This window comes from Pseudomonas khorasanensis, from assembly GCF_014268505.2.
In the GTDB taxonomy this organism is placed as follows: domain Bacteria; phylum Pseudomonadota; class Gammaproteobacteria; order Pseudomonadales; family Pseudomonadaceae; genus Aquipseudomonas; species Aquipseudomonas khorasanensis.
Genome location: NZ_JABWQP020000002.1, coordinates 19,811 through 35,024, shown reverse-complemented (window position 1 = coordinate 35,024; position 15,214 = coordinate 19,811). Strand labels below are relative to the sequence as shown.

General features: G+C 61.4%; 13 protein-coding genes and 1 other RNA gene. All 14 read right to left on the bottom strand.

The features are described 5' to 3' along the window. Positions 1-975: a D-alanine--D-alanine ligase gene (locus tag HU727_RS06315; protein ID WP_186530421.1), complete on the bottom strand. Its 975-nt coding sequence runs from the start codon at positions 973-975 to the stop codon at positions 1-3. Beyond that, positions 972-2,432, bottom strand: a complete 1,461-nt coding sequence (gene murC / locus HU727_RS06310) for a UDP-N-acetylmuramate--L-alanine ligase (protein ID WP_186530422.1) — start codon at positions 2,430-2,432, stop codon at positions 972-974. Before murC ends, HU727_RS06315 begins: the two co-directional genes overlap by 4 nt. After that, positions 2,425-3,495, bottom strand: a complete 1,071-nt coding sequence (gene murG, locus HU727_RS06305; RefSeq protein ID WP_186530423.1) for an undecaprenyldiphospho-muramoylpentapeptide beta-N-acetylglucosaminyltransferase — start codon at positions 3,493-3,495, stop codon at positions 2,425-2,427. Before murG ends, murC begins: the two co-directional genes overlap by 8 nt. Then, positions 3,485-4,702: a putative lipid II flippase FtsW gene (gene ftsW, locus HU727_RS06300; RefSeq protein ID WP_437180375.1), complete on the bottom strand. Its 1,218-nt coding sequence runs from the start codon at positions 4,700-4,702 to the stop codon at positions 3,485-3,487. Before ftsW ends, murG begins: the two co-directional genes overlap by 11 nt. Further along, entirely contained in the window at positions 4,699-6,045 is a 1,347-nt protein-coding gene (gene murD / locus HU727_RS06295; protein ID WP_186530424.1) for a UDP-N-acetylmuramoyl-L-alanine--D-glutamate ligase, read from the bottom strand. Before murD ends, ftsW begins: the two co-directional genes overlap by 4 nt. Before the next feature lie 5 nt (positions 6,046-6,050). Then, the gene (mraY, locus tag HU727_RS06290) at positions 6,051-7,133 is read right to left on the bottom strand and encodes a phospho-N-acetylmuramoyl-pentapeptide-transferase (RefSeq protein ID WP_186530425.1); all 1,083 of its coding nucleotides are present in this window, start codon (positions 7,131-7,133) and stop codon (positions 6,051-6,053) included. Beyond that, on the bottom strand, positions 7,133-8,500 hold the full coding sequence (locus tag HU727_RS06285) for a UDP-N-acetylmuramoyl-tripeptide--D-alanyl-D-alanine ligase (RefSeq protein WP_186530426.1): 1,368 nt from the start codon (positions 8,498-8,500) through the stop codon (positions 7,133-7,135). Before HU727_RS06285 ends, mraY begins: the two co-directional genes overlap by 1 nt. Continuing rightward, positions 8,493-9,956, bottom strand: a complete 1,464-nt coding sequence (locus HU727_RS06280) for a UDP-N-acetylmuramoyl-L-alanyl-D-glutamate--2,6-diaminopimelate ligase (RefSeq protein ID WP_186530427.1) — start codon at positions 9,954-9,956, stop codon at positions 8,493-8,495. The genes HU727_RS06285 and HU727_RS06280 overlap by 8 nt, the downstream gene beginning before the upstream one ends. Continuing rightward, entirely contained in the window at positions 9,956-11,695 is a 1,740-nt protein-coding gene (locus HU727_RS06275) for a peptidoglycan D,D-transpeptidase FtsI family protein (RefSeq protein WP_186530597.1), read from the bottom strand. The genes HU727_RS06280 and HU727_RS06275 overlap by 1 nt, the downstream gene beginning before the upstream one ends. Further along, a complete protein-coding gene (gene ftsL, locus HU727_RS06270) occupies positions 11,695-11,988 on the bottom strand; it encodes a cell division protein FtsL (protein WP_016773269.1) in 294 nt (97 codons plus the stop codon). The genes HU727_RS06275 and ftsL overlap by 1 nt, the downstream gene beginning before the upstream one ends. Beyond that, entirely contained in the window at positions 11,985-12,932 is a 948-nt protein-coding gene (rsmH, locus tag HU727_RS06265) for a 16S rRNA (cytosine(1402)-N(4))-methyltransferase RsmH (protein WP_437180374.1), read from the bottom strand. The genes ftsL and rsmH overlap by 4 nt, the downstream gene beginning before the upstream one ends. After that, entirely contained in the window at positions 12,929-13,384 is a 456-nt protein-coding gene (gene mraZ, locus HU727_RS06260; protein ID WP_186530428.1) for a division/cell wall cluster transcriptional repressor MraZ, read from the bottom strand. The genes rsmH and mraZ overlap by 4 nt, the downstream gene beginning before the upstream one ends. 403 nt (positions 13,385-13,787) lie before the next feature. Further along, an RNA gene (gene rnpB / locus HU727_RS06255) (RNase P RNA component class A) lies at positions 13,788-14,141 on the bottom strand. 73 nt (positions 14,142-14,214) lie between these two features. Further along, positions 14,215-15,120 (bottom strand): 16S rRNA (cytidine(1402)-2'-O)-methyltransferase, encoded by a 906-nt coding sequence (gene rsmI / locus HU727_RS06250; RefSeq protein ID WP_186530429.1) that lies wholly within the window; start codon positions 15,118-15,120, stop codon positions 14,215-14,217. Between the last annotated feature and the right edge of the window lie 94 nt (positions 15,121-15,214).

The following is a 15,214-nucleotide window of genomic DNA, read 5'->3' as shown; positions in this document are numbered from 1 at the left end:
TTAACCTCGCGCCTCTGTTACGCCTGCGTCTTCAACGCTGGCCGCCAGAATGGCCAGAACCAGTTGCTGGAAATCCAGACCGGCGGCACGTGCCGCCATCGGCACCAGACTGTGATCGGTCATGCCCGGCGCGGTGTTCACTTCCAGGAACCAGAACTGACCGTCGGCGTCCTGCATCACATCCGCCCTGCCCCAACCGGCGATACCCAGCGCCTCACAGGCCTTGGCCGTGAGTTCCATGAGTTCTTGTTCCTTGGCGGCATCCAGCCCGCACGGAATGCGGTACTGGGTATCGTTGGCGATGTACTTGGCGTCGTAGTCGTAGAACGTGTGCGGTGTACCCAGGGCGATAGGAGGCAACACCTGGTCACGCAGGGTGGCGATGGTGAACTCCGGACCTTGAATCCATTGCTCGACCAACACTTGTGAATCGTAGGTACTGGCCGCTTTCCATGCGTCGATCAACTCGGACGCAGAACTCACCTTGGCCATCCCGATACTTGAACCTTCATGGGCCGGTTTGACGATCAAAGGGAAGCCCAGTTCCGTCGCTGCCGAAATACAATCGGCCTCGCTGCACAGCACGGCGTGACGCGGCGTCGGAATCCCGAGGCTGTGCCAGACCTGCTTGGTGCGCAGTTTGTCCATGGCCAGTGCCGAAGCCAGGATGCCGCTGCCGGTGTACGGAATGCCCGCGCACTCGAGCAGGCCTTGCATGCTGCCGTCTTCGCCGCCACGACCGTGAAGAATGATGAACGCGCGGTCGATTTTTCCACTGAGCAGACGCTGCAGAAAATCATTCCCGACGTCGATGCCGAACGCATCCACGCCAGCGCTTTGCAGCGCCTCGAGCACGGCGTTACCGGACTTCAGCGAAACCTCACGCTCGGCACTCAAGCCGCCGAACAGCACGGCGACGCGGCCGAAGTCTTTCGGCGCGATCGTGGAGAACAGGTTGGCGTAGGCAGCAGTCATTTCAACTTCCCCTCGACCGACGCCGCCACGGCGCCGGCGAACAATTCACTTTTCAACAGCTTCGGTGCGAGACCACCGATATCACCGGCACCCTGGCACAGCAGAATGTCGCCGGCGCGCAGCAGCGGTTTTACCAGCGGCGCCAGGTCGACACCACGCTCGATGTAGATCGGGTCGAGCTGACCGCGCTGGCGAATGCTGTTGCACAGCTTGCGGCTGTCGGCGCCCGGAATCGGCTCTTCGCCGGCCGGATAGACTTCCATCAACAACAGCACGTTGGCATCGGCCAATACATTGACGAAGTCGTCGTACAGGTCACGGGTGCGGCTGTAACGGTGCGGCTGATACACCATCACCAGACGGCGCTCCGGCCATCCGCCGCGCACGGCTTTGATTACTGCGGCGACTTCGGTCGGGTGGTGACCGTAGTCGTCAACCAGCATCACATGCCCGCCGTCTACCGGCAGCTCGCCGTAGACCTGGAAGCGTCGACCGACACCCTGGAACCCTGACAGCCCCTGAACGATGGCTTCATCACTGACGCCTTCGTCGGTGGCGATGCAAATGGTCGCCAGGGAATTGAGCACGTTGTGGTTGCCGGGCATGTTCACCGACACTTCCAGCGGCTCGCGATCAGGACGCAGGACGGTGAAGAACGTCTGCATGCCTTGCTGGCGCACATTGATCGCGCGCACGTCGGCGTCTTCGCTGAAGCCGTAGGTCACGGTCGGACGTTTGACCTGCGGGAGGATTTCGCGCACCACCGGATCGTCCAGGCACATCACCGCCAGACCGTAGAACGGCAGGTTGTGCAGGAACTCGACGAAGGTTTTCTTCAGTTTGTTGAAGTCGCCGTCGTAGGTCGCCATGTGATCGGCGTCGATGTTGGTGACCACGGCCACCAGCGGTTGCAGGTGCAGGAAGCTGGCGTCGCTCTCGTCGGCTTCGGCGATCAGGTAGCGGCTGGTGCCGAGCTGGGCATTGGTGCCCGCAGCATTCAGGCGACCACCGATCACGAACGTCGGGTCCAGACCACCGGCAGCGAACACCGAGGCGATCAGGCTGGTGGTGGTGGTTTTGCCGTGGGTACCGGCGACGGCGATGCCGTGGCGATAACGCATCAGCTCGGCGAGCATCTCTGCACGCGGCACCACCGGGATGCGACGCTCAAGTGCCGTCGCCACTTCCGGGTTGGAAGTGTTCACAGCGCTCGACACCACCAGTACATCGGCGGCAGCGGCATTCTCGGCCCGGTGGCCGATGAAGATCTGCGCGCCGAAGGACTCCAGACGCTCGGTGACCGGCGACGCCTTGAGGTCGGACCCTGACACTTCATAGCCCAGGTTCAACAAGACTTCGGCGATGCCGCACATGCCCACGCCGCCGATGCCGACGAAGTGGATGCGACGGATGCGGCGCATTTCCGGCTGTGGCATGGCTTTCTGATTCTCAACCATGGGCCACCTCCAGACAGGTATCGACCACGCTACGGGTGGCGTCGGGTTTCGCCAGACGGCGGGCCGCGGTGGCCATTTCTTCGAGTCGTTGCGGTTGCATCAAGACCTCTGTCAGGCGCGCGGCAAGGTCCGCGGCACCGGTCGTTCTTTGCGGCATCAGGAAGGCAGCGCCTTCACGGGCCAAATAATCGGCGTTGCGGGTCTGGTGATCGTCGATCGCGTGGGGCAAAGGCACCAGCATCGAGGGCAGACCGGCGGCAGCCAGCTCACTGATGGTCAGCGCGCCTGCGCGGCACACCACCAGGTCGGCCCAGCCATAGGCCTGGGCCATGTCTTTGATGAACGGCTGCACCTGCGCTTCCACACCGGCGGCGCGGTAACGCTCTGCAGTCACTTCATCGTGGTTTTTACCAGCCTGATGAAACACTTCCGGGCGCAAGTCGGCAGCGACGTGGGCCAGGGCTTCAGGCAGCAATTTGTTCAACGGTTCTGCCCCCAGGCTTCCGCCGAGGATCAGCAAACGCGCTTTGCGGCCAGCCAGGGCTGGTCGCGATGTGTCGAGGAACAGCTCGCTGCGCACCGGGTTTCCGGTGGTACGGCGGGTGTCCGACAGAGTAAAGGTGTCGGGGAACGCTTCACACACCCGAGCGGCGAACGGCACCAGCAATCGATTGGCGGTGCCGGCGACGGCGTTCTGCTCGTGAACGATCACCGGCACGCCGGCCAGTTTCGCGGCAAGCCCACCGGGGCCAGTCACATAACCGCCGAAACCGACCACGCACACCGGCTTCAGCCGACGAATGATCGCGCGCGCCTGCCACACCGACTTCAGCAGCATGAGCGGCGCCTTGAGCAGCGACAGCTTGCCCTTGCCGCGCAGACCGCTGGCGTTGATCCGGTGCAGTTCCAGCCCGGCGGCCGGGACCAGTTCGTTTTCGATGCCGCGTGGCGTGCCGAGCCAGTGCACGGTGTAGCCGCGCGCCTGAAACTCGCGGGCACAGGCCAACGCCGGGAACACGTGACCGCCGGTACCGCCGGCCATGATCAAGACGTTAGCGCCCATGATTCGGCTCCTCGGCGAAGTCGCTTTCATGGAATTCCATCTCTTCACTGCCCAGGTGGGTTCGACTTTCCCACTCGATCCGCAGCAACAGGCCCAGACAGGCACAGCAAATCACCAAGGAGCTGCCGCCGTAACTGAGGAACGGCAAGGTCAGACCTTTGGTTGGCAACAGGCCGACGTTCACGCCGATGTTGATCAGGAACTGACCAATCCACAGGAACGACAGACCATAAGCCACATAAGCGGCGAAGAATTGTTTGGCCTTTTCCGCCCACAAGCCGATGTACATGCCGCGAACGCAGACGAACACGAACAGGGCGACAGTGCACAGCGAACCGACCGCGCCAAGCTCTTCGGCCAATACCGAGAACACGAAGTCGGTGTGCGCTTCCGGCAGGTAGAACTGCTTCTGCACGCTGTTGCCCAGGCCGACGCCCAGCCACTCGCCGCGACCAAACGCGATCAAGGCCTGGGACAGTTGATAGCCCGCGCCGAACTGGTCGGCCCACGGGTCGGCGAAGTTGGTCAGACGCGCCATTCGATACGGCTGCATCTGAATCAACAGCACCACGGCCCCGACCGCCAGCACCACCATCAGCGAGAAACGAAACAGCCCGACTCCGCCAAGGAACAGCATCGCCGCCGCCGCGCCCATCATCACGACCGTGGCGCCGAAGTCCGGCTCCATCAGCAACAGCCCGGCCATCGGCAGCAGCACGATGAACGGCTTGAAGAAGCCCATCCAGCTCTCGCGCACTTCTTTCTGACGACGCACCAGATAACCGGCGAGGTAGATCACCACGAATACCTTGGCAATTTCGGACGGCTGCACGTTAAAGAAGCTGAAGCCGATCCAGCGCATCGAACCGTTCACTTCGCGGCCAATGCCGGGGATGATCACCATCACCAGCAGGCCGAACGCGCCAATCAGCATCAGCCAGCCGAGGCGTTGCCAGGTGGCGATCGGGATCATCATGGTGACGATGCACGCGCCCAGGCCCAGCACCACATAAATAAGGTGGCGAATCATGTAATACAGCGGGCTGCCCGATTGCGCCGCCGCCACTTCGGTGGAAGCCGAAGCAATCATGATCAGGCCCAGACCGAGCAGCGCCAGGCAACCGGCGAGCATCGGGAAATCGAGGTCAATGCCACGCCCGGTAATCAGCGGCGACGGGTACGGCTTGATGATGTTTCTCAGGTTCATGCCAGTTCCTCCACAGCGCGGACGAACTGGTGACCACGGTCTTCGTAATTCTTGAACATGTCGAAACTGGCGCAGGCCGGCGACAGCAGCACCACATCACCGGCTTGCGCAACGGTGCGGCATTGCGCAACGGCGTCGACCAGCGAGGTCGCGCGGATCAATGGCACGGCGTCGCCGATGGCCTCACCGATCTTGTCGCTGTCGCGGCCCATCAGAACCACGGCGCGGCAGTTGGCCGCGACCGGATCACGCAGATCCTTGAACTCGGCACCCTTGCCGTCACCGCCGGCAATCAGAATGACCTTGCCGTCGATGTCCGCACCCAGGCCTTCGATGGCAGCCAGCGCGGCGCCCACGTTGGTGGCTTTGGAATCGTTGTAATAGGCGACGCCGTCGAGATCGCGCACCCATTGGCAGCGATGTTCGAGGCCAGCGAAGGTGCGCAAGGCCGCGAGCATCGCATCGAACGGCAGGCCCACGGCATGACCCAGCGCCAGCGCCGCGAGGGCGTTGGACTGGTTATGCGCGCCGCGAATTTTCAACTCGCGTACCGGCATCAGGTTCTGGAATTCGAAGGCCAGGTACTTCTCGCCGTCTTCTTCGCGGATGCCGAATGCCTTGAAATCAGGTTTGGTCAGACCGAAGGTCCAGCACGGCTGGCCCTCGCCCATCAATGGACGGGTCAGCGCATCCTGACGGTTGACCACGAACTGCTTCGCACCGCGGAAGATCCGGTGCTTGGCCAGGTGGTAAGCCGGCAGACCGCTGTAGCGATCCATGTGGTCTTCGCTGATGTTGAGCACGGTGGCCACTTCGGCGTTGAGCTGGTCGGTGGTTTCCAGCTGGAAACTCGACAGCTCCATCACGTACAGCTCGACGTCATCACTGAGCAGGTCCAGCGCCGGGGTGCCGAGGTTGCCGCCCACCGCGACGCGCTTGCCGGCCGCAGCCGCCATCTCTCCGACCAGGGTGGTGACGGTGCTTTTTGCGTTGGAACCGCTGATGGCCACGATCGGCGCCCGTGCGTTACGCGCGAACAGCTCGATGTCGCCGGACAGTTTCACGCCACGGGCAGCGGCGGCTTGCAGGGCCGGGGTCGCCAGCGCCAGGCCGGGGCTCACGTAGAGCTCGTCGGCACGGCAGAGGAACTCGACGTCCAGCTCGCCACAACGCACTTCCACCTGCGGATAGTCACGCTGGAGCGTGGCCAGTTCCGGTGGATTTTCCCGCGTGTCGGCCACGGCAAACGACGTGCCCCGGTTCGCCAGGAAGCGAACCAGGGACATGCCGCTCTTGCCGAGGCCGACAACGATGCGGAAGTGGTCAGAAGCGATCAGAGACACTCGTTCTACCTCAGCTTCAGGGTGGCAAGGCCGACCAGGACCAGAATCACGGTGATGATCCAGAAACGGACGATCACACGCGGCTCGGGCCAGCCCTTGAGTTCAAAATGGTGGTGTATCGGTGCCATGCGGAACACGCGGCGACCGGTCAGCTTGAAGGAGGCAACCTGAATGACCACTGACAGGGTTTCCATCACGAACACGCCGCCCATGATGAACAGGACGATTTCCTGACGGACGATCACCGCAATGGTGCCCAGTGCCGCGCCCAGCGCCAGTGCGCCGACGTCGCCCATGAATACCTGTGCCGGATAGGTGTTGAACCAAAGGAACCCCAGGCCTGCACCGATCAGCGCGCCGCAGAACACGATCAGCTCGCCCGCGCCAGGCACGTAAGGAATCAGCAGGTATTCGGCGAATTTCACGTTACCCGACAGGTAGCAGAAAATACCCAGGCCACCACCGACCATTACGGTTGGCATGATCGCCAGACCGTCCAGGCCGTCAGTCAGGTTGACCGCGTTGCTCGAACCGACGATCACGAAGTAGGTCAGCACGATGAAGCCAAAGCCCAGCGGAATGCTGTAGTCCTTGAGCATCGGCAGGATCAGCGTGGTTTCCACCGGCGTCGAAGCCGTCATATAAAGGAAGATCGCCGCGCCGAGGCCGAACACCGACTGCCAGAAATACTTCCAGCGGCTTGGCAGGCCACGAGAGTTCTTTTCGATGACCTTGCGGTAATCGTCGACCCAGCCGATGGCGCCGAACAGCAAGGTCACCAGCAGCACCACCCAGACGTAGCGGTTGCTCAGGTCAGCCCAAAGCAATGTGCTGACGCCGATCGAAGACAGAATCAGTGCGCCGCCCATGGTCGGTGTGCCCGACTTGGACAGGTGCGATTGCGGGCCATCGTTACGAACAGATTGTCCGATCTGACGGTTCTGCAAAGTGCGGATCATCCACGGGCCATAGCACAGCGACAAAACCAGCGCGGTCAGCACACCGAGAATCCCGCGCAGGGTCAGGTACTGAAAGACCGCGAAGCCTTTGTGGAACTGTTGCAGATACTCCGCTAGCAGCAGCAGCATTAATGTTTCTCCAGACTGGACCCGCACAGAGCCGCAACGATGTTTTCCATCGCTGCACTGCGCGAACCCTTGATCAAAATGGTGGTGTTTGTGTCCTGCTCGGCGTCGAGGGCCTGGATCAGTTCGGCTTGCGTGCCAAAGTGATGCGCCTGTTCACCGAATGCGTTTACGGCGTGGACCATGTTTGGCCCGACTGCGTAAAGCGCCGAAACCTTGCCTCGGGCGTACTCGCCCACGTCGCGGTGCCCCTGCTCCGCCCAATCGCCCAACTCGCCGATATCCCCGAGCACCAGGACGGTGCGGCCGGAAAAGCCGGCGAGTATATCAACGGCCGCGCACATCGAGGTGGGGTTTGCGTTGTAAGTGTCATCGATCACGCGCATGCCGTTTTTCGCCAGTTGCGCGACGGTGCGGCCCTTGACCGGTTGCACGGCGCCCAACCCGGTGGCGATGCCGAACAGCGACACGCCCAGAGCGTGAGCAGCCGCGGCGGCAGCCAGGGCATTGGCGACGTTATGAGTACCGAGCAGGTTCAACTGAACGCGCTCGGCACCCTCAGGTGTATGCAGATTGAACGCCGGGCAACCGCGCGCGTCCGTCGCCAGATCGCTGGCGTAGAAATTTGCCTGGGAGTTGCTCAGGGCGAAGGTCAGCACCTGGCGACCGGCAGCGCGGGTCTTCCAGATACCAAAGGCTTTGTCATCAAGATTGAGCACGGCGATGCCATCAGCCGCCAACCCTTCGATGATTTCGCCCTTGGCTTCAACGATTTTTTCCGGACCGCCGAATTCACCGACGTGAGCGGTGCCGGCGTTGTTGAGGATCGCTACATGCGGCTTGGTCAGCCCGACGGTGTAGGCGATTTCACCCAGACGCGAAGCGCCCAGTTCGATCACGGCCGAGGTGTGCTCCGGGGCCAGTTCGATCAGGGTCAGCGGCACGCCAAGGTCATTGTTCAGGTTGCCACGGGTCGCCAGCACCGGGCCGCGCGTGCGCAGAATGCTCGCAAGCATTTCCTTGACCGTGGTCTTGCCGCTGGAACCGGTCACGGCAGCCACCGGCTGAGTGAACGCGGCGCGATTGAGGGCCCCCACTTGACCAAGAGCCTGACGAGTGTCCTTGACCAGCAGTTGCGGCAGGGTGCTGTCGGCGACTTCACGCTCGACCAGCGCAGCCACCGCGCCTTTGCCGGCGACTTCGTTCAGGTAATCGTGGCCGTCGAAACGCGGGCCAGTCAGGGCAATGAACAGTTGGCCGGGCTTGATCGCGCGGCTGTCGATGCTGACGCCGTCGAAACGGGCGTCGGCGCTGATCAGGCGCGCATCGAGGGCGTTGATCAGATCGCTGAGTTTGAGGGCCTCAAGCATGGGCCACCTCCCATGCGGTCAGGGCGTGATCGGCTTCGACCAGATCGGAGAACGCGTGACGCTCGCCGTTGATTTCCTGGTAGTCCTCGTGGCCCTTGCCCGCCAGCACGATCACATCGCCTGCAGAGGCGCCGGCAATCAATTGGGCGATCGCCTCGCCGCGGCCAGCGACGAAGGTGACTTTATCCACAGCGCTGAAACCGGCGCGGATGTCGTCGAAAATCACTGCCGGGTCTTCGGTGCGCGGATTGTCGTCGGTGACCAGTACCTGATCGGCGAGACGCTCGACCACTTCAGCCATCAACGGACGCTTGCCGCGATCGCGGTCGCCGCCGCAGCCGAACAGGCACAGCAACTGACCTTTGACGTGCGGGCGCAGAGCGGTCAAAACTTTTTCCAGCGCATCCGGGGTGTGGGCGTAATCGACCACCACCAACGGCTGCGTGCCGCCGCCAAGGCGCTGCATGCGACCGGCCGGGCCTTCGAGTTTCGGCAGCACTTTCAGAATTTCATCAAGCGCGTAATCCAGCCCCAGCAAGGCGCCCACTGCAGCCAAAACGTTGCTCAGGTTGAATCGGCCGAGCAGCGTGCTGCGCAGATGATGTTCGCCCTGCGGCGTGACCAGCGTGGCGCGCACGCCGTGGTCATCAAACTGCGCTTCACGGCAGAACAGGTAAGCGCTGCTGTCGAGGAGGCTGTAGGTGATCAGGCGCGATTCACGTTTTTCAGCGGCGAGTTGGCGGCCGAAATCGTCGTCGAGGTTAACCACCCGGCACTTCAAATCATTCCAGGCGAACAACCGGGCCTTGGCCTCGGCGTAGGCTTGCATAGTGCCGTGGTAATCGAGGTGGTCGCGGGACAGATTGGTCATCACGGCCACGTCGAACGCCAGCGCAGTCACGCGGCCCTGATCCAGACCGTGTGACGAGACTTCCATGGCCACGGCTTTGGCGCCGGCCTTTTTCAGATCCCCCAGCGTCGCTTGCACCGCAATTGGATTCGGCGTGGTGTGCAGGCCGCTTTGCAGCGCGCCGTAGAAACCCGAACCCAGCGTGCCGACGATGCCGCAATGCTGACCGAGCAGATCCAGTGCCTGCGCAACCAGTTGGGTCACGCTGGTCTTCCCGTTGGTGCCGGTCACGCCGATCAGATTCAAATGACGGCTTGGCTCGCCGTAAAAACGCCCGGCGATGTCCGACAACTGTGCCGCCAAACCCTTGACCGGAATCAGCGGTACATCGGTGATCGGCAGCACGGTGGCGCCTTCGACTTCATAGGCGACTGCCGCCGCGCCACGCTGCAGTGCATCGGCGATGTGCGCACGGCCGTCGAACTTGCCGCCCGGTACGGCGAGAAACAGATCACCGGCGCGCACGTTACGGCTGTCGAGTGCCAGTTCACGGATCAACAGATCGTGGCCGGCGTGGGGGAATATCTTGTTCAGACTTAATGACATCAGCCGCGCCCTCCATTGGCTTTCAGCGGAACGACCGGCGTGGCGTTGGCCTGTTGCGTGGTCGGCAGGTTGTCCGGGGTCACGTTCATCAGGCGCAGGGTGCCGGACATCACACGGCTGAACACCGGAGCCGAAACCAGACCACCGAAATAACCAGCCTTGGTTGGCTCATCGATCACCACGACAATGGCGTAGCGCGGATCGCTCATCGGGCCAAACCCGGCGAACAGCGAACGGTAGGAATTTTCCGCATAGCCCTTGGTGCCGACCGAGGTCTTGCGCGCCGTACCCGACTTGCCACCCACGTGATAGGCCGGCACCTGCGCGCGGAACACGCCGCGCGGTGCTTCAATCACCTGTTGCAGCATGCCTTGCATGGTTTTCGCGACGGCTTCCGGCAGCACCTGGGTGGTCTGCGGCATCTTGTCTGTTTTGATCAGGGTCAGCGGTGCCAGACGGCCGTTATTGGCCAGCGCCGAAAACGCGTGAACCAGCTGAATCGCCGTCACGGAAATGCCGTAGCCGTACGACAGCGTCGCGGTTTCAGCCTTGCGCCACTCACGATAATTGGGCAGGTTGCCGACGCGCTCGCCCGGGAAACCCAGACCGGTGTCCTGGCCGAGGCCGACTTTCTGCGCGAGACGGAATATGGTTTCGCCGCCGATATCGAAGGCGACCTTGCTCATGCCGACGTTACTGGAGTTGATCAGGATCCCGGTCAGATCGAGTACCGGGCCTTCGCTCTTCGAAACGTCCTTGATGGTGTACTTGCCGATCTGCAGGGTGCCCGGATACACCTCGACCGTGTCAGTCGGTTTCCAGCGGCCGGTTTCGATCGCGGCGCTCATGGAAATGGCTTTCATGGTCGAACCCGGTTCGAATACGTCGATCATCGCGCGGTTACGCATCATCGCCGGTTGCAGGTTGCGGCGGTTGTTCGGGTTGTAGGTCGGCTGGTTGACCATGGCCAGAATTTCGCCGGTCTTCACGTCCATGATCACCAGACTGCCGGCCTTGGCGCCGTTCTCGATGATCGCGTTACGCAGCTCGCGGTTGGCCAGGTATTGCAGACGCAAGTCAATGGACAACGCCAAGGGCTTGCCGGCCTTGGCGTTTTTGGTGACCTGAACATCCTTGATCAGCCGGCCACGGCGATCCTTGATCACTTGTCGTTTGCCCGGCACCCCGGCCAGCCATTCGTCATAGGCCAGTTCAACACCTTCGCGACCGTGATCGTCGATATCGGTAAAGCCGACCATGTGCGCGGTGACTTCACCGGCCGGGTAGAACCGGCGGAATTCCTCGATGCCGTAAACGCCCGGCACTTTCAGGTCGAGCACAGACTGACCTTGCTCGGGGGTCAGCCCGCGCACCAGATAAATGAATTCCTTGTTGGCCTGAGCTTCGAGGCGTTCGGCCAGGGCTTTAGGGTCCTGCCCCAGCGCGGCGGCCAGTGCTGGCCATTTTTCCTTGGCCGACTGCATTTCCTTGGCGTTGGCCCACAGCGTGGTCACCGGAGTGCTCACGGCCAAAGGCTCGCCATTGCGGTCGGTGATCAGGCCACGGTGCGCCGGAATAGGAATGTGACGAAGACTGCGTGCGTCGCCCTGACCTTTGAGGAAGTCACGGTCAACCACTTGCAGGTCGATGATGCGCCAGCAGATCGCCGCGACCATCAGGCCAAGCAATGCCACCATCAGGCGGAAGCGCCATGGAAACAGTGCGCCTTCGAGTTTCATCATGGCGCCACCATCTTCACGTCAGCCGCGCCGGGAATGTGCATCTTCAGTTGTTCGGTGGCCAGCACTTCGATGCGGCTGTGCGCGGTCCAGGTGCTTTGCTCCAGGATCAGACGCCCCCACTCGGCCTGCGCCTTGTCGCGCACGCTGAGTTCGTTATAAAGGGTGTTGAGCAACTGCCGGTTCCAGTGCGCGCTGTACGACACGGCAATGGCCGAAAAAAGCACGCCAATAAACAGCAGCAGCATCAGAAAGCTGCCGCCGGGCAGTGGTTTGGCGAAAAGCTTGCTCACCGCAACTTCTCCGCGACACGCATGACGGCGCTACGGGAACGAGGGTTGGCTTTGAGTTCGGCATCGGAGGCCGTCTGCGCTTTGCCATGCACTTTGATTTTCGGTTCGAATGCCACGTGGCGAACCGGAAGATTGCGCGGCAGGTTGTCGGCTTCGCCTTTCACCAGCTTGCGCATGAACAGTTTGACGATGCGGTCTTCCAGCGAGTGGAAGCTGATCACCACCAGACGACCGCCGATTTCCAGCGCTTGCAGTGCCGCGTCGAGGCCGGCTTCGAGATCGCCCAGCTCGTTGTTGACGTGAATCCGCAAACCCTGAAATGCACGGGTCGCGGGGTTTTTACCCTTCTCCCACGCCGGGTTGGCGACTTTCAGCACTTCGGCGAGATCGGCAGTGCGCTCGAACGGTTTGATATCGCGGCGCTCGGCAACGGCGCGGGCCATGCGGCCGGAAAAACGTTCTTCGCCGTATTCCTTGAACACCCGGGCGATTTCTTCCACCGGCGCGGTGTTGACGAACTCTGCAGCACTGATGCCACGGGACGGGTCCATGCGCATGTCCAGCGGGCCGTCGTTGAGGAAACTGAAGCCGCGCTCGGCGTCGTCGAGTTGCGGCGAGGACACACCCAGGTCGAGCAGAATGCCGCTGACCTTGCCGGCCAGACCACGCTCGGCAACCACCGAACCAAGCTCGGCAAAGCTGCGCTGCACAACGACAAAGCGGCCGTCTTCGGCCGCTAGCGTTTGCCCGGTGGCAATCGCTTGTGGATCCTTGTCGAATCCGATGAGCCGACCGTCCGGCCCGAGCTGGCTGAGGATCAACCGGCTGTGCCCGCCGCGCCCGAACGTGCCGTCCAGATAGCAGCCATCAGGACGTACGGCGAGAGCCTCGACGGCTTCGTCAAGCAGTACGGTGATGTGGTTAAAGCCGCTATCAATAGTCACAGGATCAAATCACGCAGTTCATCAGGCATCGCGCCCGGTTGTTGAATAGCAGCAAGGTCAGCGGCAGACACCGCGTTCCATGCATCCTCGTCCCACAATTGGAACTTGTTCAGTTGGCCTACCAGCATGGCGCGCTTGTCGAGCCTGGCGTATTCACGCAGACGCGGCGGAACCAGAAAACGACCGCTGCCATCGAGTTCTAGGTCGACGGCATTACCAATCAATAAACGTTGCAGGCGACGGTTCTCTTCACGAAGCGAAGGGAGGGCGCGCAACTTGGTTTCAATAATTTCCCACTCATCGAGCGGGTAGACACACAGACATGGGTCGACGGCATCAATGGTCACGATCAACTGGCCGGAACTACGCGAAACGAGCTCGTCACGGTACCGGCTCGGCATGGCGAGACGGCCCTTTGCATCGAGACTGATAGCGTTAGCTCCGCGAAACACGTCTGCGTTTCTCCAATTTTTTATCGTTTTGAGCTCAAAAAACCCACTTCATGCCACTTTCCGCCACTTGCGCACACTATAGGAATGCGCCCACCACACCGTCAAGGCGCGGATTAAAGGAAAAGCCTTACAGAACGGAGATTTACGAGCATAAAAGGAAGCTTAACGGGAATCCGGCGCGCACTTTTGACCTATAACTTGATGCAGCACTGAAAGCTGCGCTCGAAAGTTAAAGTAGTTTGTTAAGAGTAAGATTTTTTCGGTATTACAAAGGCGCTTCTGCTGCTGATTGAAGCAAGGTGGGAATTGGCTATTACTGCGATTGCCGCTGCCGGACTTTCAGACCAGGCCTGTTGATATTACACAGCCCAGTCGTCTTGAATTCAAGCAGGGAAAGAAAAAGGTGGAGAGTCGATCTGTAAGCCGGGTTCTGTCTTGAACAGTCATTCGTCTACGATGGCCATCACTGGACATCTTTAGCAACCTACCCGGTCCCAGCGCGGGCCACGCCTTGGGACCCTATTTGGTCTTGCTCCAAGTGGGGTTTACCTAGCCACGAACTGTTGCCAGACGTGCGGTGCGCTCTTACCGCACCTTTTCACCCTTACCGGCGCTTGCGCGCTTAGGCGGTTATTTTCTGTGGCACTTTCCGTAGGCTCACGCCTCCCAGGCATTACCTGGCACTTCGCCCTATGGAGCCCGGACTTTCCTCCCCCCCCTAATTTTCATAGAGGGCAGCGACTGTCCGATCGACTCTCCGCCGCGAAGGTTAACGGCACAGCGCCCGAAGAACAAGCGCTAAAACCCTCAAGAGCGCCATGGGCGACGGCTTACACGCCTTTCTGTTTATCCAGGGCAACCTGATACAGCACGTTTTTGCGCTCACCGGTGATTTGCGCGGCAAGTGCGGCGGCGCGCTTGAGCGGCATCTCTTCGAGCAGCAGATCAAGGATGCGCATCGCCTCGCTGCTCACGGCATCTTCGGACTCGGGTGCAGTCCAGCCCGCCACCAGTACTACGCATTCGCCCCGCTGCTGATTGCTGTCGGACTCGACGAAGGCGCGCAACTCACTCAGCGGCAAGCCCTTGAGCGTTTCGAATGTTTTGGTGATCTCACGCGCAAGCAATGCCTGGCGCCCGCCACCGAACACGGCTTCCATATCCTGCAGACATTCGAGAATGCGATGCGGCGCCTCGTAGAAGATCAAGGTGCGCGGTTCTTCTTTAACCGCTTCCAGACGCGCCTTGCGGCCGACAGACTTCGCTGGCAAAAAACCTTCGAAAATGAACCGATCAGACGGCAACCCCGCCGCTGACAGCGCCGCGATCAGAGCACAGGCACCTGGCACCGGCACTACGTTGATCCCGGCAGCACGAGCCTGACGCACCAGGTGATAACCCGGATCAGAGATCAGCGGTGTGCCGGCATCGGAGATCAACGCAACGTTATCGCCCGCCAGCAGACGGGTGATAAAACGGCTACCTTCATCTCGTTCGTTATGTTCGTGACAGGCGGCCAACGGCGTGGCGATCCCGAAGTGCTGCATCAGGCGCGCCGAGTGACGGGTGTCCTCGGCAGCGATCAATGCCACTTCACGCAGGATCTTCAGGGCCCGGGCGCTGATGTCGTCCAGGTTGCCGATGGGCGTCGCCACCACATAAAGCGAGCCCGCAGCGGAATTCAAAGGACCTGGAGCAGTCAAAGCGCACACCTCGTGATCGGTAAAAGCCGGCATTGTAACGCGTCGCGAGGCTTGCGATGCGCTGCGCCGATGGTGGTTTTTGCGCACCGCTGTGCGCCAGCGCAACATTTACGCCAGCTAAATTGCC

Bases quoted from the DNA above. Each gene is read 5' to 3' on its own strand.
- HU727_RS06315 (WP_186530421.1), bottom strand. From the start codon at position 975: ATGACTGCTGCCTACGCCAACCTGTTCTCCACGATCGCGCCGAAAGAC.
- murC (WP_186530422.1), bottom strand. From the start codon at position 2,432: ATGGTTGAGAATCAGAAAGCCATGCCACAGCCGGAAATGCGCCGCATC.
- murG (WP_186530423.1), bottom strand. From the start codon at position 3,495: ATGGGCGCTAACGTCTTGATCATGGCCGGCGGTACCGGCGGTCACGTG.
- ftsW (WP_437180375.1), bottom strand. From the start codon at position 4,702: ATGAACCTGAGAAACATCATCAAGCCGTACCCGTCGCCGCTGATTACC.
- mraY (WP_186530425.1), bottom strand. From the start codon at position 7,133: ATGCTGCTGCTGCTAGCGGAGTATCTGCAACAGTTCCACAAAGGCTTC.
- HU727_RS06285 (WP_186530426.1), bottom strand. From the start codon at position 8,500: ATGCTTGAGGCCCTCAAACTCAGCGATCTGATCAACGCCCTCGATGCG.
- HU727_RS06280 (WP_186530427.1), bottom strand. From the start codon at position 9,956: ATGTCATTAAGTCTGAACAAGATATTCCCCCACGCCGGCCACGATCTG.
- HU727_RS06275 (WP_186530597.1), bottom strand. From the start codon at position 11,695: ATGAAACTCGAAGGCGCACTGTTTCCATGGCGCTTCCGCCTGATGGTG.
- rsmI (WP_186530429.1), bottom strand. From the start codon at position 15,120: ATGCCGGCTTTTACCGATCACGAGGTGTGCGCTTTGACTGCTCCAGGT.